Genomic DNA, 24,357 nt, shown 5'->3' on the forward strand with positions numbered 1-24,357 from the left:
ATTCATTTCATCCTCTTAGTTGCCCATGCATTCTTGACCCATTTTTAATAATGGCATGGAGATATTTACTTTTAACGTTCAAGTGATATATATTCAACGCAAGGATGCAGTTCGCTCACAAAACAGTAAGCGATTAAACACGGAGTCGTTATATGTTAAACACATTTTTTAAGCTTTCATTTTTCACTTTTCTATTCATCAGTTTTAGTGTCATTTCATTCGCTGTAAAAGCAAATACAAACCCTCAGCTCCCGGTAGAAGAATTTGTAAAACACGGTGATTACCTTGACATGCAACTGTCGCCAGATGGCAAGCATATAGCTGCCAGAGTGCGGGTAAACGGCATGGTAAATCTGGTGGTGCTTGAAACCGCAAGTATGAAGTTAGTAGGTGGCGTTAGACCGTTTGAAAATGACGAGATATTTTCTGCCGAATGGATAAATAATGAACGAATTGTTTATCAATACTCGGAAAAGCGCTTTCAATTCGACCAACCCATTCCTACCGGTGAGCTTTTTGCGATTGATTTTGACGGCGATAGAAACACCATGCTCTTTGGTTATCGAGCTCAGGAAAAAACAACGGGCTCTCGCATTAAAAAGCGCGAAAGTACGCTCGCATCCGCAAAAATTATTAGCACCTTACCCCATGATGATCGCCATATTTTAATTGCAGAATATCCTTTTACGACCGACGGGAATCGTCTAATTAACGATAAGCAAAGGCCACCGAGCATCTCGATATTAAACGTATACAACGGTAAGAAAAAAGACGGTGAACATATTCCTTTTGCAGGTGCAACTCCCTTTGCCGACGACGACGGTAATGTACGATTTGTTCGATACAACACAGAAGAATTTAAAACAAAAGCAGTTTTTCGTAACGATAATGATTCACCCTGGCAGGATTTAAGTGAATTAACTGACAGCGACTTTATTCCAATTTCGCTCAGCAGCGACGGAAGCACCGTGTTTTTGTCTGGAAACCTTGGTAACGATGAAATTAACACCATTTATAAGCTAGACCTGAAAACCCAGTCAATCACTCCTCTTTTTGATGACCTGAAAAGTGATATAGAGTTTTACAACTGGGACCCTGCTCTTGACATTCCGGTTGTTGGTATCTCCATGCCAGACAAGATGCAATATCATTACGCAGATATTGAAAGTGAGACCGTTCGCTTGCATAAAATGCTGGCCAAAGCGTTTGAAGGTAAAGTTGCTTCAATCACCAGTCAAAGCGAAGACGGCAAACTCTTACTTTTGCACGTGCGAAGCGATATTAATCCCGGTGAATATTATCTGTTTGATACAACGAGCATGCAAGCTTCGTTTTTATGGGCCAATCGCTCGTGGCTTGACCCACGCATGATGGCTAATAAAACGCCCTTTTCTTTTATCAACGACGAAGGTATGACAATACATGGATATGTCACTTTACCCAAAGCGACTAAAGAAGGCGAACAGCCTCCTTTTGTGACATTGATACATGGCGGCCCCCATTTTGTCAGAGATTACTGGGACTTTGACTCAGAAGTGCAGCTTCTGGCCAATCGAGGATATGCAGTCGTACAGGTGAATTTCAGAGGCAGCGATGGCTACGGTGACACATTCCACCGCGCGGGCTACAAGAACTGGGGACAAGGGATGATAAGCGACATTCTACAGGGAACCCGAGCTACCATTGAAAGCTTTGATTTAAATGCAGATAAGGCCTGCGTATATGGCGGCAGTTATGGTGGTTATGCCGCAATGATGGCGGCTGCCAAAGCACCTGATATGTTTAAATGCGCAATTGGATATGTTGGCATTTATGACCTTAATTATGCGTATGAATATAGTGATACCATGCGCGCACTAGGCGGCGAGGCTTACCTGCAGCGCACCATCGGTACCGATAAAGCGGAACTGGACGCTAACTCGCCAATCAATCATGTGGATAAAATTAAAGCGGACGTACTTTTAATTCACGGTGAAAAAGACTCACGAGTGCCCGTCATTAATGCGGAATCTATGTTAGAAAAATTTAAGGCACCTGGCAAAGATGTTGAATACATCAACTTTAAAAATTCCGGCCATGGCGTATATGATGAAGAAGGACGAAAAGAGCTATATGAAGCGCTGGTCGACTTTTTAGCGACGCACTTGAACTGAAGCATGACCATAAGGTCGAGCTGCTGTGCTCGACCTTACTGTCAAAACCTGGCTTCCCACAGCCTGATAGTTCCATCGTCATGACCACTAACAAAACGATTTTGAAAAGGATGCCTGTCAAGATATTCTGTTCGCCACGCGCGCACTTCACTTTCTTTTTGCACCTTTATTCTTTCCATGCTTTCTATATTTTCCGGCTTTAAATTTGGCGCTTCTGGCAGCAATTTAAAAACGCTTATTGGTACCTCAAAAGCCTTATTTTCTTGATTATTCGCTAAAAACCACCAAGACGGCCATGTTCCCCCGGCTAATAAAAGTCTTGAGTCATGCGAAAACACCACCGTTTCAATTCGCTCAGCATTTAAGGGCTTGTTTGTATCTGATGTCGGTGTAGATTCAGATTCAAGGTGAGCAATCAGTATGCCTGTCTCAAAATCCCAAACACGCACACCCTGCATGCCTCCTGCTCCGGCTGCGACATACCTTTGATTCGGCGATATCCTTACCGATTTGACGCTGTACCCTTCAAAACCTGTAAACTTGCGAATAGGAACAGTGTAGGCACTACTTGAAATTTGTCTTGTATCGTATAGATGTACATCTCCATCTCGCTCAGCGGTTACCAAAAAACGGCTATCGCTCGTCCAGTCCACCTGATTAAGATCCGCAAGCGCGTCTGGCTGATTTTTGACATCTATAAGCTTCAAAATTTGCCAATAGTTGGGATCTGAGTTTGAACTATCCCAAACAAGTAAACGACCTGCCTCATCTCCTGTAGCCAGCATCTTAAAATTTGGAGCGAAACGCAGGCCTTCAATAGACTTGGTGTAGCTTGGTAAGGATACGCGTCTGATTAAAGAAGCTGATTGAGTATCGTAAATGCGAAGCTCTCCAGCTCCGTTTTCAGCTTCTCCACCTGTAACAACATACTCGGCGTTTTTATAAAAACTCACACATTCTGTTTCACCTGAAAGTGGCTTTTGCCATATCAAATCATGCGTTTGCGCATTCCAGAGCATAAGCATGGCTTGTGCATTTTTTGATTTTGATACCGAAGCGAAATATCGTCCGTCGGGGGAAAACTCAACAGCTTCGGTAGCCACGCTATTATCCGAAAAATAAGTATCAACAGCTCCTTGAGGATCACCCATTAAAACGGCATCTAAACGAAGGTGGCCAGGCGATGTAAGTGCTTTTGACGCAGCAATACTGCAAGCACCAAGTAAAAAGCTGCTCATCAAAACAGTAAGTGATAAAACATTTAATATGTTCGGCTTGTTAAGATTAGGCGCGTGTTGAGATCTTTTTAGGCTATGTGCCTGTTGCAAAGTCATACTATAGTCAGTCTATTTGTAAAACGTGAAACTTAGCCTGCCATAAACATCGTAAAAAGGAAGTGGAGAGCGATTACAAAAGGGCTTATCGGCTTTTTGAAAATCCTCTTTTATAAAAAAAACCCGCCTGACGACGGGTTTTTTAATTGTTAACAGTAACGGCAAATTAAAATTAGTTAAGTTTTTCTTTGATACGTGCAGATTTACCTGAACGCTCACGAAGATAGTACAATTTAGCTCTGCGAACTGCACCGCGACGTTTCACTTCAATGGAATCAATCGCAGGGCTATGAGTTTGGAACACACGCTCTACACCTTCACCGCTTGAAATCTTTCGAACTGTAAACGCAGAATGTAAACCACGATTACGTTTAGCAATAACAACACCTTCATATGCCTGAAGACGCTCTTTATCACCTTCTTTTACTTTTACTTTTACGACTACTGTGTCACCTGGGCCGAACTCAGGTAAATCAGTTTTGAGCTGTGCTTGCTCAATTTTCTTGATGATATCTTGATTGACTTTAGCCATCGAATCCTCACTTCCTAGTATTAACTGTCATCTGCCGCATCAGCTTGCTTTTGCTTATTTAAAAGCGTTTGAAGCATTGCTGTTTGCTCCTCAGTCAGAGCTAGGTTATTTAACAAATCAGGGCGTCGCTCCAAGGTTCTTTGTAAAGACGCTTTGAGCCGCCACTGCCTAATTTTCTCATGATCACCACTTAACAAGACCGAAGGCACCGTCAAATCGTTAAAGGTTTCAGGTCGCGTATAGTGTGGACAGTCCAACAAGCCATTTGAAAAGGAATCCTCTTCTGCTGACTGATTATGCCCAAGCACATCGGGAAGGAGGCGGCTTACCGCATCCATCAATACCATGGATGGGAGCTCTCCCCCGCTTAATACGTAATCACCGATTGACCATTCTTCATCAACCAGCGTTTGTATTACACGCTCATCTATTCCTTCGTATCGGCCAGCTATCAGAACAATATCTGAATAACGGCCAATGGATTTAACCCCATCGAAGTTAAGTGTTTGTCCCTGTGGGGACAAGTAAATCACTTTAGCTTTATCTGCCAATAGCGATTTTGCTTTGGCAATTGCGTCTGCTAGAGGCTGAACCATCATCAGCATCCCGGGCCCGCCACCGTATGGTCTATCGTCGACAGTACGGTGTTTATCGTGTGTAAAGTCCCTTGGATTGACCAAATGCACTTCAACTAAACCTCGTTTCACTGCCCTGCCAAAAACGCCCTGCTCTAAAAAAGGCGTATACAAATCAGGAAACAGGCTTACCACACAAAAACGTTGGATAGCTTCCATCAGAAAGCTGGATCCCAGTCTACCTTAATCGTCTTTGCCTGCTTATCTACCTCTATAACAACTTGGTTATACAAAAAAGGGAGTAAGCGTTCTTTTTGACCAAATGCATCATTCGGATTAGCTTTTACCATCATCACGTCATTCGATCCGGTTTCGAATAATTCCTTCACCTTCCCTAAATCATAGCCTTTTGTGGTGACAACCTGCATACCGATTAAATCTTTCCAGTAAAAGTCATCTTCCAGTTCAGGCAATTGTGATGCCGATATGCTGATATCAAAATTCTTTATCAGCTCAGCTTCATCCCTTGATTCCACGCCAACTAACTTAGCCACAAGTGCTTTGTTATGATGACGCCATTGTTCAACTTGAACCGTTTTTTGTTTCTCACTAGCGCTCTTTTCAGCAACAAGCTGCCAAGGTGCATAGTTAAAAATGTTTTCTGCATTTTGAGTAAAACTGTTAATTTTGACCCAACCTTTTACGCCATGCGGCGCGCCGATTTTGCCAACAATTAATGTGTCAGACGCAACACTCATCTTCACTCCATGCATTTAACAAAAGCAATCAGCTTAAGCTGCTGCTTTTGCATCTTTTACCAAGCGTGCAACACGATCTGAAAGACCTGCACCATGGCTTACCCAATACTCAACACGCTCAAGGTCTAATCGAAGTTTTTCAGATTGACCCTGTGCAGTTGGATTGAAAAAGCCGATGTTCTCAATGAACTTGCCATTGCGAGCACGACGGCTGTCAGCAACAACCACTTGATAAAATGGGCGCTTTTTCGCACCACCACGCTGTAAACGAATAGTAACCATATATGCCTCAAACTCGTTGTAGCGTTACCGTTAACAATACCTTTTCACCACCTATGGTAAAAAGGTGCGCGAATTATACGCAGATAACGCTGTATTGCAAGTTTATTAGTGTTTTGGATGCCGTGCTGTACTTAACTGTCGACTGATCAGCATGCATATCAGAATAAACAAAAGATAAGGATGGAAACTTCCACCACTTTTATTTGCCTCAGCTCTCAATTCATCTGCTTCTGATTGATTAAGCACTCTTATATTTAAGCTAGCTTGGGTCGAATCTTTGCCATCATTCGCGTTAGCGCTCACCACAATACTGGATTTATCAAAATCGGCAGGAATTTGTATATGAAATGTTTTGGTATTAAGCGGACTGACATCAATGCTGAGCGCGTCTTCACTAACTACTTCAATGAACAATCGCTCTTTATTTGGGTCTTTGGCATTTACATACAGTTCATAAGACTCCCCTTTAACTGCGTACTCAGCGCTTTGAATAAATTCTATGGTAGGCGGAGCTTGGACAGGCTGCACCTCCACGGCAATTTGTTTGTTGATTATTTCGTTTCCAACAAACGCCTGAAAAGCAAAACCTACAAACTCAGAAACATAAACTGTAGGTGCAGTAAAACTAAAACCATCGCTACTTGGCTGCATCTGTACTTCCGGCCCCATAAACTGCGCATAGCTTATTTGATGAAAAGTACTTTCATCATTGATTTCATAAGAAATTCTTACCGTTTGGCCAGGCTCAGCCAGATTAGCGTCACTAGAAAGTGTTAATTTTGACAACAACTGAGGCGCATCCTTGAACAAAGAGAAGTTATCAGCAGGCATGCCAATCGAATCATATGAAAAACGACTGCTGTCAAAATTCGGATTTACCAACGGTGTTATCGCGTTTGAATCCAGCAAATGCGATTCAATTAAGCGGTCAAGTTGCTCAACCTTATCTGGCCGAGACTCACTTAAATTCACGCGCTCATACGGATCATTTTCAAGGTCAAACAAGTAATATAGATGGCCTTGCTCTTTACCGTAGTGAAAACTTCGAATCAATTTCCAATCATTACTGATAACTGAAACAGAAGAAGGCACCCAGTCTGGGACCTCAGGGTCATAGGGATAATAAATATAGATCGTTTGGTCCTCTATTTGCTGACCAGTGCTTAAGGTATTGCTGAAATCCTTTCCATCTATTTGATGCGAAGAAGGCCATTCTAAAGACAATCCGTTTAAAATAGTGGGAAAAAAATCAACGGACTGAATGGGAGCGTCGGTTTGTGTATTAGACTGTGTTAAACCAGGCCAGATTACAAAAGTAGGCACTTTGACGCCACCCTCAAATATACTGGCTTTACCCGCTCTCAACGGAAAGTTACTGGTAGGGCGATTTAAATCGGTAATACTATAATGATTTCCCCCATTATCTGAGGTGAACACAATGACCGTATTGGAGGCCAATCCAGCTTCAATTAAACCTGCATATAAAATTCCGATAGCATCATCAAACTGCTTTACCATCGCTGCGTAAGTGGCACTCTGCTGACTATGCAATGTTTCCCGTTTGTTTTCAAAGTACTGAATAACCTCAGGATCTGCATCAAAAGGCCCGTGCACTGAAAACGCCCAAAAATTTAAAAAGAAAGGGCCATCATCCTTAACTTGATTTATCCAGTCTACCGCTTCGTGTGCCAATCGGATATCAATGTGCTCACCGTCTTTCTGTGGCACAAGATTTGGGGCATAGCGCCAGGGTGCAAGGTAGCCGCCAATCGGCCCTGCTCCCGCAAAATTAGGGATATCTATGTCAAAACCATGCTCAAGTGGACTATAGGGACTGCTACCTAAGTGCCATTTGCCAAAGTGTGCCGTTTGGTAATCGTTCTCTTTCAATATGGAAGAAAGAGTAGGAATACTCGTGTCAAGACGACTAACGCTCCTTACCGTTGTTGATTTTCTGTCAGGTGCAGAACGACTTGCTGCACTTGGCGTGAGGACAACATCGTCCAAATGGTGAGTTGGTATGGTTGAGCCATGTCTTGCCGGAGTTTGACCGGTTAAAATGGATGCACGAGTGGGTGAACAAAGCGGACTATTACTGTAAGCATTTCTGAAGACAAGCCCCTGCGATGCGAGTCTTTCAATGTTAGGTGTCTCTAAAAAGCTGTTTTCCTGGTATAGGTCAGTATCGTTCCAACCTAAATCATCCGCCAGAATAAAAACAATATTTAAAGGCGCTTGGTTTCCATTTTCATCAGCAAAAGCAGACAGAGTACAGAGTAAAGCAGGGAGAAACAGTATAAATCTCAATAACATAAAACAGCGTCCGTAAGTCTCAGAAACTATACTTGGTAAATTTTAATGACGATATCATATTCTCGCGATATAACAGAACGAATTTTACATCACGCACTTCAGGGAATGTTGAACTTTGCTGTATAATTTTTTAACGGTTCAATCCTCTAAGTGACGAAAGCAAACAAGCGAGCACAACAAAACTTAGGGACATTTTAAGCGCGAGAGAAATGGTTGTCATTAACGCTTCTGATTGCTCATCTGAGATGGCAGCATCACCAATGAAGTAATGGATCATCAAATTAACCAGGCTCATGCCAAACAAATTACCCACTGTACGCGATAAATTCATCGAAGCAGAGGCCACACCTACTTCGTTTTGAGATACAGCCCCCATAATTGCATTGTTATTTGGGGTAGAAAAAAGCCCAAACCCTGTTCCAATGAATAAGAGCGCAATGCCTACATGTATAGCGCTGGTGTCGGGATTAATTTGATTCATTATAATAAATCCAAAGCCCACAATCGCGCATCCGCTTGTTGCTACCACACGAGGCTGAAATCGATCTGACAAACGTCCTGCAATGGGTGCCATTATTGCCATTGCAAGCGCTTGTAAAAGTAAAATTTTGCCCGCGTAGGCCGGGGTAAATCCCTTGATATATTGCAAATAAAGACTAAGTAAAAACACAATCGCGAAATTACTGCCATACATAAAAAAAGAGGTGGCCAAAGACATGCTAAACACGCGACTTTCCCTGAACATTTGCACGCGAATAAGCGGCTGCTTGCTTTTGCTTTGATGCAGAACGAATACACCTAAACTGGTGAAAGAAAGCAAGGTTAGTGCAAGGCCCAATAACGATGGTAACAAACTGAATCCATAAACCAAAAGCACCGAAAATGCCGCAAAAAGCACAGTACCCTTATAATCGTACTTTACGCGCTTTTCATTTTTCCACTCTCCTTTAAGAGCTACTCCAATAAAAATAAGCAAACAAAGCACGAGCGGTACCTGAAAATAAAACACTGCACGCCAGTCCAACAATTCAGTCAAATAACCTCCAACTGCTGGCGCAAGCGTTAAACCAATGTAAACACAAGCTGCAACCAGTCCAAGAGCTGAGCCACGTTTATGAGCAGGCACAATTGAGGTCACAATAGCGATGCCGGTACCAAATATCATTGCTCCGGCTGCGCCTTGGACAAAGCGCCAGAACAATATCCAGTCGATATGAGTAGCTAGCGCACACATCAACGCAGCGAGGGCATTCAAGATTAAACCTGCAATATAAAGGCGTTTTCTGCCAAAATTGTCAGCCAATTTGCCTACCGGCAACATGAAAGCAACATTACTAAGTAAATAAATGGTTGGAAGCCAACCAACTTTTGCGGCATCGGCTTGCAGGTCATTGGCAAGTGAAGGAATAGCGACGTTTACTGCCGCCATTCCCAAAGGTGCGATAAGATAGCCAGCACAAACGGCGATAAGAGCCGCAACGCTAAGAGATAGCCTTTCTTGAGTATTATCCTGTTCTTTTACCAAGGCAGACTTTCGCCATTTGAGTGCACGAATACACCCGACGTTTCCAGGCTCAGTTCATCCATACGCTTAATTAGCCCGGCTGCAGCTTCGTCAGCTTCGATATTGCCGCTATTATTTGTCATTTCGGTACGCACATATCCAGGATGCAGCAAAGCAACTGCAATTCCCTTTTCCTTCAAATCAATGCTCAAGCATTTACCCACCATATTAACGGCGGTTTTAGACACGCGATAGGCGTAATTATTTGAGCTGGAATTATCGTCAATAGAGCCAACTCGACTACTGACAATTCCTACTTTACTCCCCTTACCTAATTTGGTTAATGCGCCCAGTATTATGCGAAGCGGACCAAGACTATTTACATCAAAGTGTTGCTTCATATTGTCAAAATCCAAGTCTGGAAAACTGTCACCCTTTAGAATACCCGCGTTGTGAATTAGAATGTCGATATGCTCTACAGGTAGTTGAGTTGCAAGATTGTGAACTATAGCATCGTCGCTCGCATCGACTCCTTCAATAATTTCACAGTCTAAAGCTCGCAGAGCGTCTGACGCTTTTCGACATAGTGCGACAACTCTTGCCCCACTTGACACGTACTGCTTCACAAATTCAAGGCCTATTCCCCGGTTTGCGCCTACAATAACAACATTTCGTGCGGACTCAGACATAAGTGCTCCTTTTGTTAATTAAGTTCTGTATTGAGTTGATAGAAAAATTTACTTTGGAACAAACACAATTCCATCCGGATTATTACCCGTGGGATATTCTTCAATAATTTTTTGCTGTTTTAGGTCTATCGCGATCACTTTATTTTTGAGATTGAGGGACAAATAGACGATATCTTGCTCGGGATGCAGCTCAATTCCCTGAGGGCCTGCTCCTTCGCCTAAATACAGTTTACCGATTTCCTGCTTGCTGTTCGCATCAATAAACCGGACATCGTGATTACGAAAATCGGGAATAATAGCGATGCTTTCGTCATGATTAAACAGGATGCGATAGGGAAATTTAAAGCCATCGAAACTTGCTAGCACTTCATTGCTCGAAGCATCTAATGCGAGCACTTTGCCCTGTTCATTCGCTCCATACCAAAGTTCCTTGCCGGTTTTCCGATAGGCAATCGCTTCGGGCATACCCTCAGTGGCTATATCTTTGATTTTTTTGCGAGCCTGAACATCTAATTTTGAAATACTGTTGCTGCGGATATTACTTACATAGGCAAAATCCTTCGATTCATTCAATGCAAGCATGTGAGAGGTATTTTGCTCGGTTCCAATGCGATCAATGATTTCACCGCGCTGAATGTCTACGATCCCGACTTGTTGCGATTTTCCGGATGTAAAAATCACTTGTTGGTCAGATAAAAAACGTATGCCGTGAGGACCGGGTAGGCTGTCGAGCTTTATTCTTTTTGCAAGTTTCACGGCATGCAAATCAAAAACGCTCAAGCTATCCCCACCTACAAAATCTGTACTGACCGCATAACGACCATCTGGTGAAAGGGCTAATTCGTGAGGTCCCTGCCCGGTTGGCAATGTAGCAATAACTTGTTTCGTTTCCATATCAATCAGGCTAACTGAATTATCGGACTTATTAACCACTGCAAGCTGCTTTGCACTTGCTCCAGTCGATAGACAGAGTATTAACAGCAACATTGCTACTAAAATATGCCGTACATTTCTTGTCCTGCTAAGTCCAAGTCGTTTCATTCGCTTTCCCATTACCAAATTAATAAAGTATTTAAAGCTAAAATGTCGTGAAGCAACAAACTATTTGTTTCCTAGACTAACATTTAGCAATTTTCACTACATCAAATCTAAGCGTTAAATTAATACTATTTAAAATCAATAAGTTAAAACTTGCACGAACATTGCATTTCGTTGATGTAAGTAAACATTGATAAAAATTGCCTAGTATAAAAAGGAAGAACGCGTGATTAAACTATTCAGAACTATCATTGGCGGCATTTTAGTTGCATTAGGGACTCTGCTGCTTATATTGCCTGGGCCGTCCATCGTATTGCTCGTACCGGGCTTGATGATCCTCAGTATTGACTATCCATTTGCAAAGCGCTGGTTGAAAAAATGTCAGAGACTCTCAAGGCGCTCAGCCTCCTGGTTAGACAGTAAGTGTAGCCGACGCCTCTATCTGAGATAGCCACAATAGCACAGAACTATCGCGGCGCGCCTCCTAGCGAGGCCCAAAGCCTCCCATTCCGCCCGGTGGCATCATGCCACCCATCCCGCGCATCATCTTCTTCATGTTCCCGCCGCCCATTTTCTTCATCATTTTCTGCATTTGCGTAAACTGCTTCAGCAAACGATTTACATCCTGAATTTGTGTGCCTGAGCCCGCAGCAATGCGTTTTTTACGAGAGCCCTTAATCACATCTGGACGCTGACGCTCGCCGGGCGTCATTGAATTAATAATCGCTTCCATTTGAGTAAACTGCTTATCGTTTGCCTGCTCTTTTATTTTTGCAGACATTCCGCCCATGCCGGGCATTTTGTCAATTAGCGACATCATGCCGCCCATGTTACGCATTTGTTCAAGCTGCTCTTTAAAGTCCTGCAGATCAAAGCCCTTTCCTTTTTGTACTTTACGCGCCAGTTGCTCTGCTTTTTTACGATCAACTTTACGTTCAACGTCTTCAATAAGGCTTAACACATCGCCCATACCTAAAATACGAGAAGCGATACGCTGGGGATGAAAAGGCTCTAGTGCATCAAGCTTTTCACCCATACCTAAAAATTTAATGGGTTTACCCGTGATATGCTTCACCGATAGTGCAGCACCGCCGCGAGCGTCACCATCTGCCTTGGTTAACACTACACCGGTTAAGGGCAATGCCTCGTTGAATGCTTTAGCAGTATTGGCAGCGTCCTGACCGGTCATGGCATCGACCACAAACAAAGTCTCCACCGGTTTCACAGCTGCATGAAGGGCTTTTATCTCCTCCATCATTTTTTCATCGATGGCCAAACGCCCTGCCGTATCAACTAATAGCACGTCAATAAATTGCATTTTGGCATGCGATATCGCGGCATTAACAATATCTACCGGCTTTTGCATGATGTTTGAAGGATAGAATTCAACGTCCACCTCAGACGCGAGGGTTTCAAGCTGTTTAATCGCAGCGGGTCGATAAATATCGGCACTAACGACAAGGACTTTTTTCTTTTCACGCTCTTTGAGATACTTGGCTAACTTACCCACACTGGTCGTCTTACCCGCACCCTGTAGACCCGCCATCATTACCACAGCAGGAGGAGTAGCGGCCAGATTCAGTCCCTGATTAATATCTCCCATGGCCTGTTCGAGTTCGCTCTGCACAATTTTGATAAACATCTGCCCAGGCTTCAGACTTTTAGAAACTTCCGTGCCAAGCGCTCGCGTTTTCACATTGGCAATAAAATCTTTTACGACTGGCAGTGCAACATCCGCCTCTAAAAGCGCCATGCGAACTTCTCGCAAGGTGTCTTTGATGTTATCTTCTGTAAGACGGCCTTTACCGCTGATGTTTTTGAGCGTTTGACCTAATTTGTCGGTTAAATTCTGAAACATAAATTCACAAATAGTATTCGTCTAAATTTTAATAGAGTATACAATAAAGCGTGGCGCAATCTAAATCTTTGCGATAACTTTATTGTTTTCAGATAATATGACACAAGATCAATCATCAGGCTTAAAATCTAAGGTTGTAGAATGGAACTAGCCACCTTGGCTTCCACAATTGGTATTTTGCTTTATGCGTTTGCTGGCATTTTATTTGGCAAAGCGTTTTATGCCAGAGATCCACAAAGCACTAAATATGCATCTGTTTCACTGACGCTGGCAATACTTGTACATCTGTTTGTCCTGATCAGCGATAGCAATCTGCATCAAAATGAGCAGCTTAGCCTCACTTTTGTGGCCGCGCTACTGGCCTGGCTTATTACAATCACCATGTTTGTTGCCAACCGCTTTATTCGCAATTTGGTTTTTTTACCTATCGTGTGTTTTTTCTCTGCATTATTCGTTTTGTTACATCAGCTTTTTCCAGCGCATACTGGCATTAATATGCAAATGAGTTTCGGATTGGTAAGCCATATCTTGCTATCCTTGCTAGCCTTTGGTGTATTGGGAATTAGTACGCTTTACGCCTGCCAACTCAGTGTTATCAATTATCAGCTTAAGCACAAAAGCAAAATGATGCTCCACGCCGGTTTACCGCCTCTTCTATCTGTGGAAAGTATTCTTTATAAACTTATGACGCTGGGGACAGTCCTTTTATTCATTGCCTTGCTAACCGGTTTTATTTTTGTGCCAAATATGTTTGCCGATGGATATGCGCACAAAACCATATTGAGTTCACTGGCCTTATTAATTTTTATTAAAGCGCTTGTGTTACATAAAATTAAAGGTCTGAAAGCCCGCACTGCGGTGGTTTTTAATCTCATCGGCATTGTCTTGCTGGGCTTGGGCTATTTTGGTAGCCGCGTTGTGAGAGAATGGATCCTTAGCTAATCATGCCTTATCCCCCTAAAGGAACAATAACTTGGAACAATTAGATACAAGCACGCTACTCATTGCGCTTGGCGTACTCATTTTGATGTCGGCTTATTTTTCAAGCTCTGAAACAGGATTGATGACAATCAATCGTTATCGATTAAAACATTTGGCCAATGAAGGGCAAGGTAGCGCCCTAAGAGTCCAAAAACTGCTTGAACGACCAGACAAGCTGATTGGTTTAATCCTTATCGGTAACAACCTTGTGAACATAGCAGCAACGGTGCTTGCAGAAGAAATATGCAGCAGATTGTTTGGCCCCATTTATGGTCCCATCGTTACCGTTGTTGGTCTGACGCTCATTATTTTGGTGTTTGCAGAAGTGACGCCAAAAACCTTCGCGGCGATTTATCCTGAAAAAATTGCCTTTCCAAGCTCATACATTCTTTTGCCACTGTCAGTGGTACTTGGTTTTGCCGTTAAGCTGGTCAACAGCATTACAAATGGCGTTTTGTGGCTTTTACGCATCAATCCGGCGGGCGGAGATGGTGATTCGTTAAGCCGTGAAGAGCTTCGGACGGTGGTTTATGAAGCCGGCTCGATGATTCCGCAAAAACACCAAGACATGTTGGTGAGCATTTTAGACTTGGAAAACGTCACTGCCGAAGACATCATGGTGCCTCGCTCTGAAATTTTTGCGATTGATATTAATGATGACTGGAAGCAAATTCAGAAAAAGCTCACGCATTCCCAGCACACCCGTGTTTTATTATACAGAGATAGCATCGATGATGCAGTTGGCTTTGTGCATGTAAGAGATGCATTAAGACTCCTGTCTAAAGACCAGTTTACCAAAGCTACGATGCTCAGAGCGGTCCGCGAAATTTACTACACGCCTGACTCTACTCCCTTGCACACCCTGATGTATAAATTTCAGGCGGAACGTGAGCGTATTGGCCTGGTAGTTGACGAATATGGAGACATTCAAGGTTTGGTGACCTTAGAAGATATTCTTGAAGAAATCATCGGTGATTTTACGACCAGCATGTTACCCGACTACCATAAAGAAGCTATCGCCCAACCTGACGGCAGCTTTTTAGTAGACGGAAGTGTGAATATTCGAGAACTCAACAAAGAGCTGGAATGGAATTTTCCCATTGATGGCCCAAAAACCTTAAATGGATTAATCATTGAATATTTAGAAGAGATACCTGAGAGTAATATCAGTTTGCGACTGGCAGGTTATCCCATTGAAATAGTGGATATAAGTGGCAACATGATAAAGACGGTAAGGATTATTCCAGAGTTTTACAAAGATCCTAATCAAAAGGTTGAAGAAGTTGATCAGCCGCGCTGAGTGCGTCTGGCGATTGCTTTCGCTTTCATTTCAGCTATTTTTGCATCGAGATCATCCAGCTTGCTCACAATAGCTTTTAACTCATCGTCATCCGCAATATCAGACGACAGCGCATGTTGTTTAAGCGCCAGTCTGAGAGATGTAGGCAAAGACATCTTTTGCATAGCTTCTGAATAACCTCATTTCATACCTTGATGCATGCTTCTTAAAAACGCCATTTGCGTCCCAATGTGCGTGTCTGCATCATAATCTATGATCAGTATATCGGCAGTATCAAAAATTTTTCCATTAAAACCTGTGCACAGTTTGTCCGACAGCAAACTCACTAAAGGCATATGACTCACTAACATTAACTGTTCAGGTGCGCCTTTGCCTTGCGCATCGCCAAGCGCAAATCCATCGATCAAATCTTGAACACTCCGTTCATCTGCCACCGGCGTGATCGCATTTGTATCGGTTCTATTCTTGAAGTTAACATGTGCTGCTACTTCATCGAAGGTTTGTTGCGTGCGCAAATAAGGACTCACCAGCACATGGTCGATACTTGCTGGCATCTGTTTTTCAATAAAAAATTGAGCCAGGCGCTTTCCCGCATTTGAAGCTTGCTTTGCACCAAATCGGGTTAATGCTCTGGATTTATCGTCTGCCTGATAAGGAACCGCTTCACCATGGCGCATAATGATTAATATCATATTGAAACTACTAAAGAAAATTGAATTAATGGCGTTAAAAGCATATCGACTATGAAATATTTCGTATCAACTTTAACTTTAACGACCGTTTGCACACTTACTTAACTTAGCGTTATGCTTTAAATCTGCAAACATCTAGAGATAACAGTGTATTTACCTAAAAATGCCAAGCAAAACCTAGTTGTTGAAACGCTTCCTAACCAGCTCAAACTGGCGGTCATCAGAAGTGACGCCATTGCTATGCCAATTATATCTGTGTCAGTGGCCATCGGCCATTATCATGAAACGTCTCAGTGTTACGGATTTTCGCATCTTTTGGAGCACATGATTTTTCACAGAAGCAAAAACTTTGATAGTTCAGACACGCTTGAGAAACTCGTCAATCAATGCGGTGGCTATATCAATGGATGGACTCACAGCAAACACATGAACTTTCATTTAACCTGCGACCATACGGGCTTCACCCAAGCAGTTAAAATTCTTTGCGACAAAATAAGTCATCCTGTTTTTGAACCAAAAGACATTGAAAGCGAAATTAACGCGATTGATGAAGAATTCAGACTTAAACAGCAGGATCCGGTCCGTTGTTTATTTTCCGTAAAACGTGCTGTCAGTAATCCAGCGCATCCTTTTCATCGATTTCCTGTTGGTAATAAAGCGAGTTTTTCTGCTCAAACGACCGAGCAATTGTCTGAAGCACTTAAACGACATCACGAAAGGTATTTTCACAGTGGCAATATTGCGGTTTGCATAAAGCTTCCCGAACAAGATGTGCAAAATCCCATGCTTGATGACATTCGCGATATTTTAAGCAAGGGGATCAAAGCAGGACGCGCCAATCACCGATTACTTTTGCCGCCGATGTATCAAAGCGAAATGCAATCAACGCTTATTAGCGTTAAAGCAAAGCATATGCATCGACAGTTGATCATTGCCTTTTTGGTTAAAAAGCGTGGTTTAGAGCTGGATACTAAAGCCTTTAAAATGCTGCGACATATCTTTGAAAGTCAGAATAAAAATGGATTATTCGATGAGCTGATAGCAAAACAGTGGATACGCAGCATCTCTTTGACTGGAGGAGTAGAACAGACTGACGCAGAAGAAGTGCAACTGCACTTATCTCTGGCAGATGAGGGGGCAAATCACGTTGATGAAATAATCTCAATCGTAAAAGGCTTCCTTGACTTTTTATCCGCTCGACAATTAGCGAGCTGGCGATTTAGCGAATTGGAAAAACAGCAAGGTCTGATGGAGCAATTCGCTGACAGGCGTGACCCTATTGAGACCTGCATTGAATGTGCAACACAGCTTCATTTGCTAGCTGAAGAAAAGCCTGATGGGCAAATTAAGCCAAGCTCAGCGACGACTCACTCAGATTCCTTTAGCCGGACGAAACTCAATCTGGGGCGAATATCAGATACTCCGATCAGTATTCAGTCTGTCAAGCAAAGAACGAATGAAATCATAAAAGACATGCGCAATGGCTTACATCATGTTTATTTAATTGATGAAAATGTTCAAGGCGATCGAATGAGTACATTTTATCAGGTCGAATATCGCGTTTCGAAGCTTCAGAACTTGCCAGTCAAAACAAATATTCAGTTTATGCTTTCGCCACAAAATACCTATCTTCCGTCGCAACTTTTGCTTGTCACACCTGAAATTCCCTCTGATAAGCTTGAGCTTATAGAGCAGCATGGTGTGAAACTGAAGTTCGCTCAAATTATTGCCAATAACGAGCCATGCGGCGATTGCTTTGTTTCCATTAATAGCCCTGCAATGTGCGACACCATTGCCCATACTATGAGTAAAAAAGTTTGGGTTGAAGGACTATCTCACTATTTAAAACGCCGTTTCTACCAAGCTGAGGAAGCCGGAATTAGTTTTCGTGTCTATGGACACCAGCACGGTCTTTGCGTTCATACAACAGGGTTTAGCGATAAGCAGCTACTACTAAGCATCGAAATTATCAATTGTTTGATCAATTTCCATTTGAAAGAAGAGGAATACGAAGCGGTTAAATCGGCAATTATAAAGCGTTTGACCAATTCACTTGTGCAAAAGCCTATCAACCAGATGTTTGCAAATTTAAACACCTTAATCCAAGGCGATACCTATTCTATTCATCAGCAAGTCAACGCCGTCAAGTCACTCAGTTTCGCAGAGCTTAATCAGCATCAAAGTCATTTCTTTGACCGCATTGCCGTTGAAGCTTTATTAGTCGGCAATTGGCGAAAATACGCTGCACAACGCTTTCACCAGCAGCTTCAATCCCGTCTGACATCAAGAGGTGTTTGGGAAAAACCACGAATCGTTGCCAATGAAATCAAACAAGCGGTATTGCCGGAGCTTCCTCCACTGTGTCAGCAGCATGCAAATGACATCGCGATTGTGCAATATCAGCAAGTAAAAAATGTAAGCGATAACTTAAGCTATTTACCTGAACATGCCACGGGCATTTGCCTGTTACTGGAGCACATTCTCAGCCCACATATTTTTTCGCGAATACGCAAAAAGAAGCAATTAGCCTATTTGGTAGGTGTTGGCTATAAACCGATTAATTCGCAGCCAGGCATCGCCATCTACTTACAGTCTTCGAAAACAGATGCCGGTGCAGCCTATCAGGCTATTTGCGAAGTGATTCAGGATCGCATTCAAAATTGGGATGAAACAGTCTCTGACATTCACAAAGCCAGAGAGAAAGTCATGGAACAATGCCAGCCGATGAATCGTGATGTTGCAAGCATTGCAAGACGATTATGGGAAAATTTTGATAAGCAGGATGCGTTTTATTATTACAAACGACTGCAAAATGCAGTTAGGGATATCAAGAATGAAGAGCTGAAACTTTGGTTAGAACGCTTAAGCATGCCAAGTGAAGGTCAGGCCATATTAACTAACGATAAAAACGCGCTTTCCCAGCATGCCTTTAATGGATTTTATAAAAACTTGAAAATAAGCTAATGTTTCAAGCAATCAAGCACTAAAATAAAGATTCTGAAAGCCGGATGCACGGCGAATTGCCATTCGTTTGGAGATTTGAAACATCGGTAAAATCAAGGGACCAAAAAACAGCGCTGCCAGCGTCCACTTTCGTTTGGACATCGCGTATACAACTGATTCTGTATGCATATAAACCAGAGATACAATAAAACTCGCGATTAATACTATTATTATCATCTCGTTTCATTACCTTAATTTAAACGCGTTAGAATGTAGCCAGTTTAAATCAAAGCAGCATAAAAAGCATGAATAACGGCTATCTCAAGCAAAAAACCCAGCTTAAGCCGGGTTTTTAACACTTTACTTACATTCTATTAGCATAAATATGCCAAATTTAATAAAACCTTTGATTTTCTTTTTGCATGTTCACGAGAATCTTCGCAGGCTCATATTTTTCGCTGTAGGTTTTCGCGTAATGCTCAAGGCGAGACACCAAGTGATCCATGCCTAATTCGTCCATATATCTGAACGGCCCACCAAGAAACGGCGGGAAACCAATGCCAAATATCGCGCCAATGTCTCCATCTCGCGGACTTCGTATAACGCCCTCTTCCAGACAGCGAGCAGCTTCATTTAACATCAGCAGTACACAGCGTTCAACCACTGTCGTATCTGTATATTTACTGACCGGCGATACGCCTAACAACTCATAAACTGACTCATCAAGGTCTTTACCCTTGTTTTTACCCGCGTAGTCATAAAAACCGGACTGATTTTTCTTACCTTTTCTGTCATTTTCAAGGAGTTTATCGAAGGCTTCTGGTGCCGCAAATCGCTCACCAAACTGAGCCATTAAAATGGGAATAATTTTTGTTCCCACATCGATGCCTACTTCATCTAAGAGCTTGAAAGGCCCTACTGGAAAGCCAAAATTCACCAACGCTTTGTCTATGGCATCAATCGGCTGACCTTCCATTGCCAAAAAGCCGGCCTCGCTCATATAGGGCGCTAAGATGCGGTTCACATAAAAGCCCGCGCCGTCTTTTACCACGATGGGGGTTTTGCCCTGACGCTTTGCAAATTCCACTGTTGTAGAAATGACTTGCTCTGATGTTTTTTCGTGCGGAATAACTTCAGCAAGCGGCATTTTATCGACTGGTGAGAAATAATGAAGACCGACCACATTTTCAGGCCGCTTTGCCTTTGCGGCTATATCGGCAATCGGAATAGACGAGGTATTTGACGCAAATATGGTGCTTTTTGAGCAGTGTTTTTCAATGTCAGCAACCATGTTCTGTTTAAGCTCAAGATCTTCAAACACTGCTTCTATCACGATATCGTTGTGCTTGTAGCCACTGTAATCCAAACAACCTGTAATATTCGCAAGTTGTTGCTGCATTTCAGATTTACGAATAAAGCGCTTCTTTACTTTCTTATTCAGAATGTCATAGCTGTATTTGAGCGCACCGGCAATGCCATTTTCGTTAATGTCTTTGATACGAACCGGCACGCCAGCTTTAGTCGCGGTAACAAATGAAATTCCACCGCCCATAAGCCCTCCGCCTAACACACCAGCGCTTTGAATTTTCTTCGGTTTTACGCCTTCAACGCCGTTTTCTTTTTTCATTTCGGTTGTGGCAAAGAAAATTTCTCTTAGCTGCTTAGACTCTTTAGACATCACCAATTTACCAAACAGACGAGCTTCGGTAGCATAACCTTTGGCACTGTTGTCTAAACCGGCCTCAATACAGTCAATAATGTACATTGGTGCCGGATAATTACCCTTTGTTTTGGACTGCGTGGCTTCACGCGCCTTTTTAAACATGAATTTACGGCCAAGCCCCGTATCTTCAATCACTTTGTTCGTTATGGACTTGTTTGATTCGCGCTTTTTAGCCGGTGTCCCTGCCAGTTCAATGGCAACTTTCATCAGGATTGACTCAGGCACCATATCATCTACTATGCCGTATTTTTTAGCTTGTTTGGCACGCGCAGGTGAGCCAGTAAGCATCATTTTCATTGCCTGCTGCACCCCAATCAGCTTTGGTAAACGCTGCGTTCCGCCACTGCCTGGCAATAATCCAAGCTGCACTTCAGGCAAACCGAGCTGCGTCTTGGCACTGTCGCTGCACACGCGGTAGTGACAAGCAAGCGCAAGCTCTAAACCACCGCCTAACGCTGGGCCATGAATAGCCGCCACAAAGGTTTTTGAAGATGCTTCTATACGATTAAAAATTTGCTGTCCCCCTACGGAGAGCTTTTCAGCGTCTTCAGCCGAGTTGCAGGCAGCGAGCATTGATACATCAGCACCGGCTACAAAAGAATCTTTTTTGCCGCTGGCGATTACAACGCCTTTGATTGCATTATCAGCTTGAATGTCATCCAGTATCGCTGAAATTTCATCGCCAAAATCAGCTTTGAGCGTATTCATACTTTCGCCCGGCACATCCATGGTAAGAATGGCAATACCGTCATCGCGTTTTTCTAATTTAAATGCACTCATTATTCTGTCTCCACAATCATTGCTGCGCCTAAACCACCTGCTGCACATGCCGTTACCAGGCCTGTCCCTCCGCCCTTACGCTTCAAGTCGTTGAGCATTTGCGTGATCATGCGCGTACCAGTAGCCGCAAATGGATGGCCATAAGCGATGGAACTGCCCATTTGGTTAAATTTATCCATGTCAATTTCGCCCGTTGCTTTGTCGCGCCCGAGCTTTTCTTTCGCAAATTTATCGCTGGCGAACATTTTAATATTGGCAAGCGTTTGCGCGGCAAAAGCTTCGTGCATTTCTATAAGCGTTATATCGTTGAGCGACATTCCAGCTCTATCCAGGGCAATGGGTGTTGCGTAAGATGGTCCCATGAGCATATCTTCCCATACATCAATGGCGGCAAACGCATAACTTTTGATAAATCCGAGGGGCTTGTAGCCCAATGCTTTTGCTTTGCTTTCTGTCATCATTAATACAGCGGACGCGCCATCAGTCAGTGGAGTAGCATTTGCAGCCGTTACCGAGCCATGTTTTTTATCAAAGACCGGCTTCAGCTTGGCATAGCCCTCTAAACTGCTGTCAAAACGCACGTTATTGTCTCGCGAAAAAGCGCCCTTATAAGGTTCTGCATAGGCGGTCATAACTTCAGCATCTAAATGTCCTTCTTCCCAATGCTTTGCTGCACGTGAGTGAGAGCGGTGCGCCAGTGCGTCTTGATCTTCCCGGGAAATATTATGGGTTTTTGCCATCTGCTCGGCAGTCTGTCCCATGGAAAGTCCAGTAGAATATTCTGCCACGGCGGGCGGTACGGGAATTAAATCTTTTACACCAAGGCGTTTAAAAATATTGAATTTTTGCCCCATGGTTTTGGCTTTTTGTAAATCAACCAAGGCTCTGGCCAAATTTTTTGATACGCCAATGGGAGAAACCGATGTTGAATCCGCCCCGCCAGCGATGCCAACTTCTATGTTCCCCACTAACATCGACTCAAGAATATTGACTGTTGACTGAAAAGACGTCGCACATGCTCTGGAAACGCTGTAAGCATCAGTATGAACGCCCATTCCGGTGCCTAAAACAACTTCTCTGGCAATATTGGGCGCTTCCGGCATTTGTACCACTTGTCCATATACAACTTGTTCAATAAGCGCAGGATCCAGGTCGTGGCGAATCATCAATTCATTCACGACCATTTTTGCAAGATCAACGGCCGGTACGCCATGAAAATAAGTCGCCATTTTAGCAAACGGCGTTCTCAAGCCTGCCACTATGGCAATCCGATCACCGGATTGAGTCTTTAAATTTTGAAGTTTGGACATTGCTTTTCCTTAACTGTTTACCAAATCGCTCGTGCATGTACTCGCAAGCTGGTCTCGAAAAAATGCGAATCATTTTAGCTTACTTAACTGTAGACTGTTTATAAAAACCGAGAACTAAATATAATCTGGTCTGACCACCTATTGTGTCAAAGTCTTGATCTAAACGCAAATTCTCTTAAACATGACCTAAAAAGATGACCTAAAAAGAGTGTACCCCGCAATTTGGGTTTATAAATAGAATGAGTAGCGCTATAGCTTAAAATAAAGTGTCGAAAAACATGGATGTTTTTCGCCAAGCGCCTCACGGATGAGCTCGCAGCGTCTTTATTTTAAGCTATAGCGCTACTCGTGATAAACAATCAACCCAGATTGCGGGGTACACTCTTTTTAGGTCATCTTTTTAGGTCATGGTGAATAAACAGCGAACCCTTTTTCATTTGAACGGTCTTTTCTTGCAACAATTATGTATTGAAATTAGGGAAAACGTCGCCATTTTCGATGAAGTCCCCGATAATTTCAGGCGATATTCAAAGCGCTGTCAGTGATGCCAAAGATGACAATATCGCCTGAACCCGTTTTACATGGCACCATAATTAAAGACTTACACAAATAGGTTAATAAATGGCAGTAAATCAAATAAATCAGCTTCTTTCGCATCTGAATTCGCAGGTAATTGGACAGGAGGAATTGACGCAAAGTATTGTTGTCGCGCTACTGGCAGATGGGCACATTTTAGTCGAGGGGCCACCTGGTCTTGCTAAAACCCGTGCCGTTAATGCCTTATCAGATGGGATAGAGGCAAATTTTCATCGTGTGCAATTTACCCCAGACTTGTTGCCAGCCGATTTGACGGGCACAGATATTTATCGACCAGAAACCGGAGAGTTTGTTTTCCAACAAGGCCCATTGTTTCACAATTTAGTGCTTGCCGATGAAATCAATCGAGCACCCGCAAAAGTCCAGTCTGCGTTGTTAGAGGCAATGGCTGAGCGCCAAATCACAGTGGGCAGCAAAACTTATCAACTGCCCGATTTATTTTTGGTTATGGCAACTCAGAACCCGCTGGAACAGGAGGGTACCTACCCGCTTCCTGAAGCGCAATTAGATCGCTTTTTGATGCATGTTGAAATTGATTACCCTAATGCAGACACTGAGCTTAAAATTCTCAAACTCAATCGCGGTGAGTCTCTTGATGAGTTAAATCATGCCTTGCCAAAAGATGTTAGTAAGCTTTCTCAAGTCGATATTCAGTCAGCCCGTCGCAGTGTGTTAGAGCTGCATGTCTCCGAAGCAATCGAAACGTATATCGTGCAGTTGATCATGGCCACCCGCAAACCCCAAGCGTATTCAGATGAATTAAATGAATGGATTGAAATTGGAGCTTCTCCACGTGCTACGATTGCGCTAGAGCGCTGTGCCAGAGCACATGCGTGGATACATGAGCGCGATTTTGTCACGCCTGAGGATGTGCAGGCGGTTTTACCCAATGTGTTGAGACACCGTTTGATATTGTCTTACCAGGCCCAGGCCCAAGGTATTACTGCTAACACAAGCATCTCAAAAATTTTGCAACTCGTTCCCGTCCCATAGTT

General features: G+C 43.1%; 21 protein-coding genes. 6 read left to right on the plus strand and 15 right to left on the minus strand.

What is annotated here, in order from left to right:
* Positions 1 to 152: 152 nt before the first annotated feature.
* Entirely contained in the window at positions 153 to 2,153 is a 2,001-nt protein-coding gene (locus tag D6V41_RS13645; RefSeq protein WP_136252081.1) for an alpha/beta hydrolase family protein, read from the plus strand.
* A gap of 41 nt (positions 2,154 to 2,194) precedes the next feature.
* Here D6V41_RS13645 and D6V41_RS13650 read toward each other — a convergent pair whose 3' ends face one another.
* The 9 genes from D6V41_RS13650 to D6V41_RS13690 all read right to left on the minus strand — a co-directional run bounded on the left by D6V41_RS13650 (position 2,195) and on the right by D6V41_RS13690 (position 11,181).
* On the minus strand, positions 2,195 to 3,391 hold the full coding sequence (locus tag D6V41_RS13650) for a WD40 repeat domain-containing protein (RefSeq protein WP_168711042.1): 1,197 nt from the start codon (positions 3,389 to 3,391) through the stop codon (positions 2,195 to 2,197).
* A 268-nt stretch (positions 3,392 to 3,659) separates the two neighbouring features.
* Positions 3,660 to 4,019, minus strand: coding sequence for a 50S ribosomal protein L19 (rplS, locus tag D6V41_RS13655; protein WP_136252083.1), 360 nt, complete (start codon positions 4,017 to 4,019; stop codon positions 3,660 to 3,662).
* Between the two features lie 20 nt (positions 4,020 to 4,039).
* Entirely contained in the window at positions 4,040 to 4,813 is a 774-nt protein-coding gene (gene trmD / locus D6V41_RS13660) for a tRNA (guanosine(37)-N1)-methyltransferase TrmD (protein ID WP_136252084.1), read from the minus strand.
* Positions 4,813 to 5,352, minus strand: a complete 540-nt coding sequence (gene rimM, locus D6V41_RS13665) for a ribosome maturation factor RimM (RefSeq protein ID WP_136252085.1) — start codon at positions 5,350 to 5,352, stop codon at positions 4,813 to 4,815. Before rimM ends, trmD begins: the two co-directional genes overlap by 1 nt.
* A gap of 33 nt (positions 5,353 to 5,385) precedes the next feature.
* Entirely contained in the window at positions 5,386 to 5,634 is a 249-nt protein-coding gene (rpsP, locus tag D6V41_RS13670) for a 30S ribosomal protein S16 (RefSeq protein ID WP_136252086.1), read from the minus strand.
* Between the two features lie 105 nt (positions 5,635 to 5,739).
* Positions 5,740 to 7,947: a sulfatase gene (locus tag D6V41_RS13675; RefSeq protein WP_136252087.1), complete on the minus strand. Its 2,208-nt coding sequence runs from the start codon at positions 7,945 to 7,947 to the stop codon at positions 5,740 to 5,742.
* Between the two features lie 130 nt (positions 7,948 to 8,077).
* Positions 8,078 to 9,472 (minus strand): MFS transporter, encoded by a 1,395-nt coding sequence (locus tag D6V41_RS13680; protein WP_277750978.1) that lies wholly within the window; start codon positions 9,470 to 9,472, stop codon positions 8,078 to 8,080.
* A complete protein-coding gene (locus tag D6V41_RS13685) occupies positions 9,466 to 10,140 on the minus strand; it encodes an SDR family oxidoreductase (protein WP_136252088.1) in 675 nt (224 codons plus the stop codon). The genes D6V41_RS13680 and D6V41_RS13685 overlap by 7 nt, the downstream gene beginning before the upstream one ends.
* Before the next feature lie 48 nt (positions 10,141 to 10,188).
* Positions 10,189 to 11,181: a YncE family protein gene (locus D6V41_RS13690; RefSeq protein WP_168711043.1), complete on the minus strand. Its 993-nt coding sequence runs from the start codon at positions 11,179 to 11,181 to the stop codon at positions 10,189 to 10,191.
* 223 nt (positions 11,182 to 11,404) lie between these two features.
* Here D6V41_RS13690 and D6V41_RS13695 point away from each other — a divergent pair, with 223 nt between their 5' ends.
* A complete protein-coding gene (locus tag D6V41_RS13695; RefSeq protein WP_136252090.1) occupies positions 11,405 to 11,629 on the plus strand; it encodes a PGPGW domain-containing protein in 225 nt (74 codons plus the stop codon).
* Positions 11,630 to 11,662: 33 nt separating this feature from the next.
* On the opposite strand, the gene ffh is transcribed toward D6V41_RS13695, so the two are convergent.
* Positions 11,663 to 13,036 (minus strand): signal recognition particle protein, encoded by a 1,374-nt coding sequence (ffh, locus tag D6V41_RS13700; RefSeq protein ID WP_136252091.1) that lies wholly within the window; start codon positions 13,034 to 13,036, stop codon positions 11,663 to 11,665.
* A 141-nt stretch (positions 13,037 to 13,177) separates the two neighbouring features.
* On the opposite strand from ffh, the gene D6V41_RS13705 reads away from it, so the two are divergent.
* On the plus strand, positions 13,178 to 13,978 hold the full coding sequence (locus D6V41_RS13705) for a cytochrome C assembly family protein (protein ID WP_136252092.1): 801 nt from the start codon (positions 13,178 to 13,180) through the stop codon (positions 13,976 to 13,978).
* A gap of 31 nt (positions 13,979 to 14,009) precedes the next feature.
* On the plus strand, positions 14,010 to 15,317 hold the full coding sequence (locus tag D6V41_RS13710; protein ID WP_136252093.1) for an HlyC/CorC family transporter: 1,308 nt from the start codon (positions 14,010 to 14,012) through the stop codon (positions 15,315 to 15,317).
* Here the strand turns inward: D6V41_RS13710 and D6V41_RS18195 are convergent.
* Together D6V41_RS18195 and sixA are read right to left on the minus strand one after the other, a co-directional pair.
* Entirely contained in the window at positions 15,305 to 15,481 is a 177-nt protein-coding gene (locus D6V41_RS18195) for a hypothetical protein (protein ID WP_168711044.1), read from the minus strand. The two genes, D6V41_RS13710 and D6V41_RS18195, sit on opposite strands and share 13 nt — an antisense overlap.
* Before the next feature lie 15 nt (positions 15,482 to 15,496).
* On the minus strand, positions 15,497 to 16,009 hold the full coding sequence (sixA, locus tag D6V41_RS13715; protein ID WP_136252094.1) for a phosphohistidine phosphatase SixA: 513 nt from the start codon (positions 16,007 to 16,009) through the stop codon (positions 15,497 to 15,499).
* Between the two features lie 147 nt (positions 16,010 to 16,156).
* Between sixA and D6V41_RS13720 the strand changes: the two genes are divergently transcribed.
* Complete coding sequence (locus D6V41_RS13720; RefSeq protein ID WP_136252095.1) at positions 16,157 to 18,973, plus strand: insulinase family protein; 2,817 nt, start codon at positions 16,157 to 16,159, stop codon at positions 18,971 to 18,973.
* 12 nt (positions 18,974 to 18,985) lie between these two features.
* Here D6V41_RS13720 and D6V41_RS13725 read toward each other — a convergent pair whose 3' ends face one another.
* The 3 genes from D6V41_RS13725 to fadI all read right to left on the minus strand — a co-directional run bounded on the left by D6V41_RS13725 (position 18,986) and on the right by fadI (position 22,765).
* Complete coding sequence (locus D6V41_RS13725) at positions 18,986 to 19,189, minus strand: hypothetical protein (protein ID WP_136252096.1); 204 nt, start codon at positions 19,187 to 19,189, stop codon at positions 18,986 to 18,988.
* A 157-nt stretch (positions 19,190 to 19,346) separates the two neighbouring features.
* Positions 19,347 to 21,455, minus strand: a complete 2,109-nt coding sequence (gene fadJ, locus D6V41_RS13730; protein ID WP_136252097.1) for a fatty acid oxidation complex subunit alpha FadJ — start codon at positions 21,453 to 21,455, stop codon at positions 19,347 to 19,349.
* Entirely contained in the window at positions 21,455 to 22,765 is a 1,311-nt protein-coding gene (gene fadI, locus D6V41_RS13735; protein WP_136252098.1) for an acetyl-CoA C-acyltransferase FadI, read from the minus strand. The genes fadJ and fadI overlap by 1 nt, the downstream gene beginning before the upstream one ends.
* Before the next feature lie 621 nt (positions 22,766 to 23,386).
* Between fadI and D6V41_RS13740 the strand changes: the two genes are divergently transcribed.
* A complete protein-coding gene (locus D6V41_RS13740; RefSeq protein ID WP_136252099.1) occupies positions 23,387 to 24,355 on the plus strand; it encodes an AAA family ATPase in 969 nt (322 codons plus the stop codon).
* Positions 24,356 to 24,357: the final 2 nt, after the last annotated feature.

The organism is Ningiella ruwaisensis (genome assembly GCF_004798935.1).
GTDB lineage: Bacteria > Pseudomonadota > Gammaproteobacteria > Enterobacterales > Alteromonadaceae > Glaciecola > Glaciecola ruwaisensis.

Excerpts from the sequence above, each read along its gene's own strand:
- D6V41_RS13675 (WP_136252087.1), bottom strand. The coding sequence starts at position 7,947 with ATGTTATTGAGATTTATACTGTTTCTCCCTGCTTTACTCTGTACTCTG.
- rimM (WP_136252085.1), bottom strand. The coding sequence starts at position 5,352 with ATGAGTGTTGCGTCTGACACATTAATTGTTGGCAAAATCGGCGCGCCG.
- trmD (WP_136252084.1), bottom strand. The coding sequence starts at position 4,813 with ATGGAAGCTATCCAACGTTTTTGTGTGGTAAGCCTGTTTCCTGATTTG.
- D6V41_RS13705 (WP_136252092.1), top strand. The coding sequence starts at position 13,178 with ATGGAACTAGCCACCTTGGCTTCCACAATTGGTATTTTGCTTTATGCG.
- ffh (WP_136252091.1), bottom strand. The coding sequence starts at position 13,036 with ATGTTTCAGAATTTAACCGACAAATTAGGTCAAACGCTCAAAAACATC.
- D6V41_RS18195 (WP_168711044.1), bottom strand. The coding sequence starts at position 15,481 with ATGCAAAAGATGTCTTTGCCTACATCTCTCAGACTGGCGCTTAAACAA.
- D6V41_RS13685 (WP_136252088.1), bottom strand. The coding sequence starts at position 10,140 with ATGTCTGAGTCCGCACGAAATGTTGTTATTGTAGGCGCAAACCGGGGA.
- D6V41_RS13740 (WP_136252099.1), top strand. The coding sequence starts at position 23,387 with ATGGCAGTAAATCAAATAAATCAGCTTCTTTCGCATCTGAATTCGCAG.
- D6V41_RS13645 (WP_136252081.1), top strand. The coding sequence starts at position 153 with ATGTTAAACACATTTTTTAAGCTTTCATTTTTCACTTTTCTATTCATC.
- fadJ (WP_136252097.1), bottom strand. The coding sequence starts at position 21,455 with ATGAGTGCATTTAAATTAGAAAAACGCGATGACGGTATTGCCATTCTT.
- D6V41_RS13725 (WP_136252096.1), bottom strand. The coding sequence starts at position 19,189 with ATGATAATAATAGTATTAATCGCGAGTTTTATTGTATCTCTGGTTTAT.
- rplS (WP_136252083.1), bottom strand. The coding sequence starts at position 4,019 with ATGGCTAAAGTCAATCAAGATATCATCAAGAAAATTGAGCAAGCACAG.
- fadI (WP_136252098.1), bottom strand. The coding sequence starts at position 22,765 with ATGTCCAAACTTCAAAATTTAAAGACTCAATCCGGTGATCGGATTGCC.
- sixA (WP_136252094.1), bottom strand. The coding sequence starts at position 16,009 with ATGATATTAATCATTATGCGCCATGGTGAAGCGGTTCCTTATCAGGCA.
- rpsP (WP_136252086.1), bottom strand. The coding sequence starts at position 5,634 with ATGGTTACTATTCGTTTACAGCGTGGTGGTGCGAAAAAGCGCCCATTT.
- D6V41_RS13690 (WP_168711043.1), bottom strand. The coding sequence starts at position 11,181 with ATGAAACGACTTGGACTTAGCAGGACAAGAAATGTACGGCATATTTTA.
- D6V41_RS13650 (WP_168711042.1), bottom strand. The coding sequence starts at position 3,391 with ATGAGCAGCTTTTTACTTGGTGCTTGCAGTATTGCTGCGTCAAAAGCA.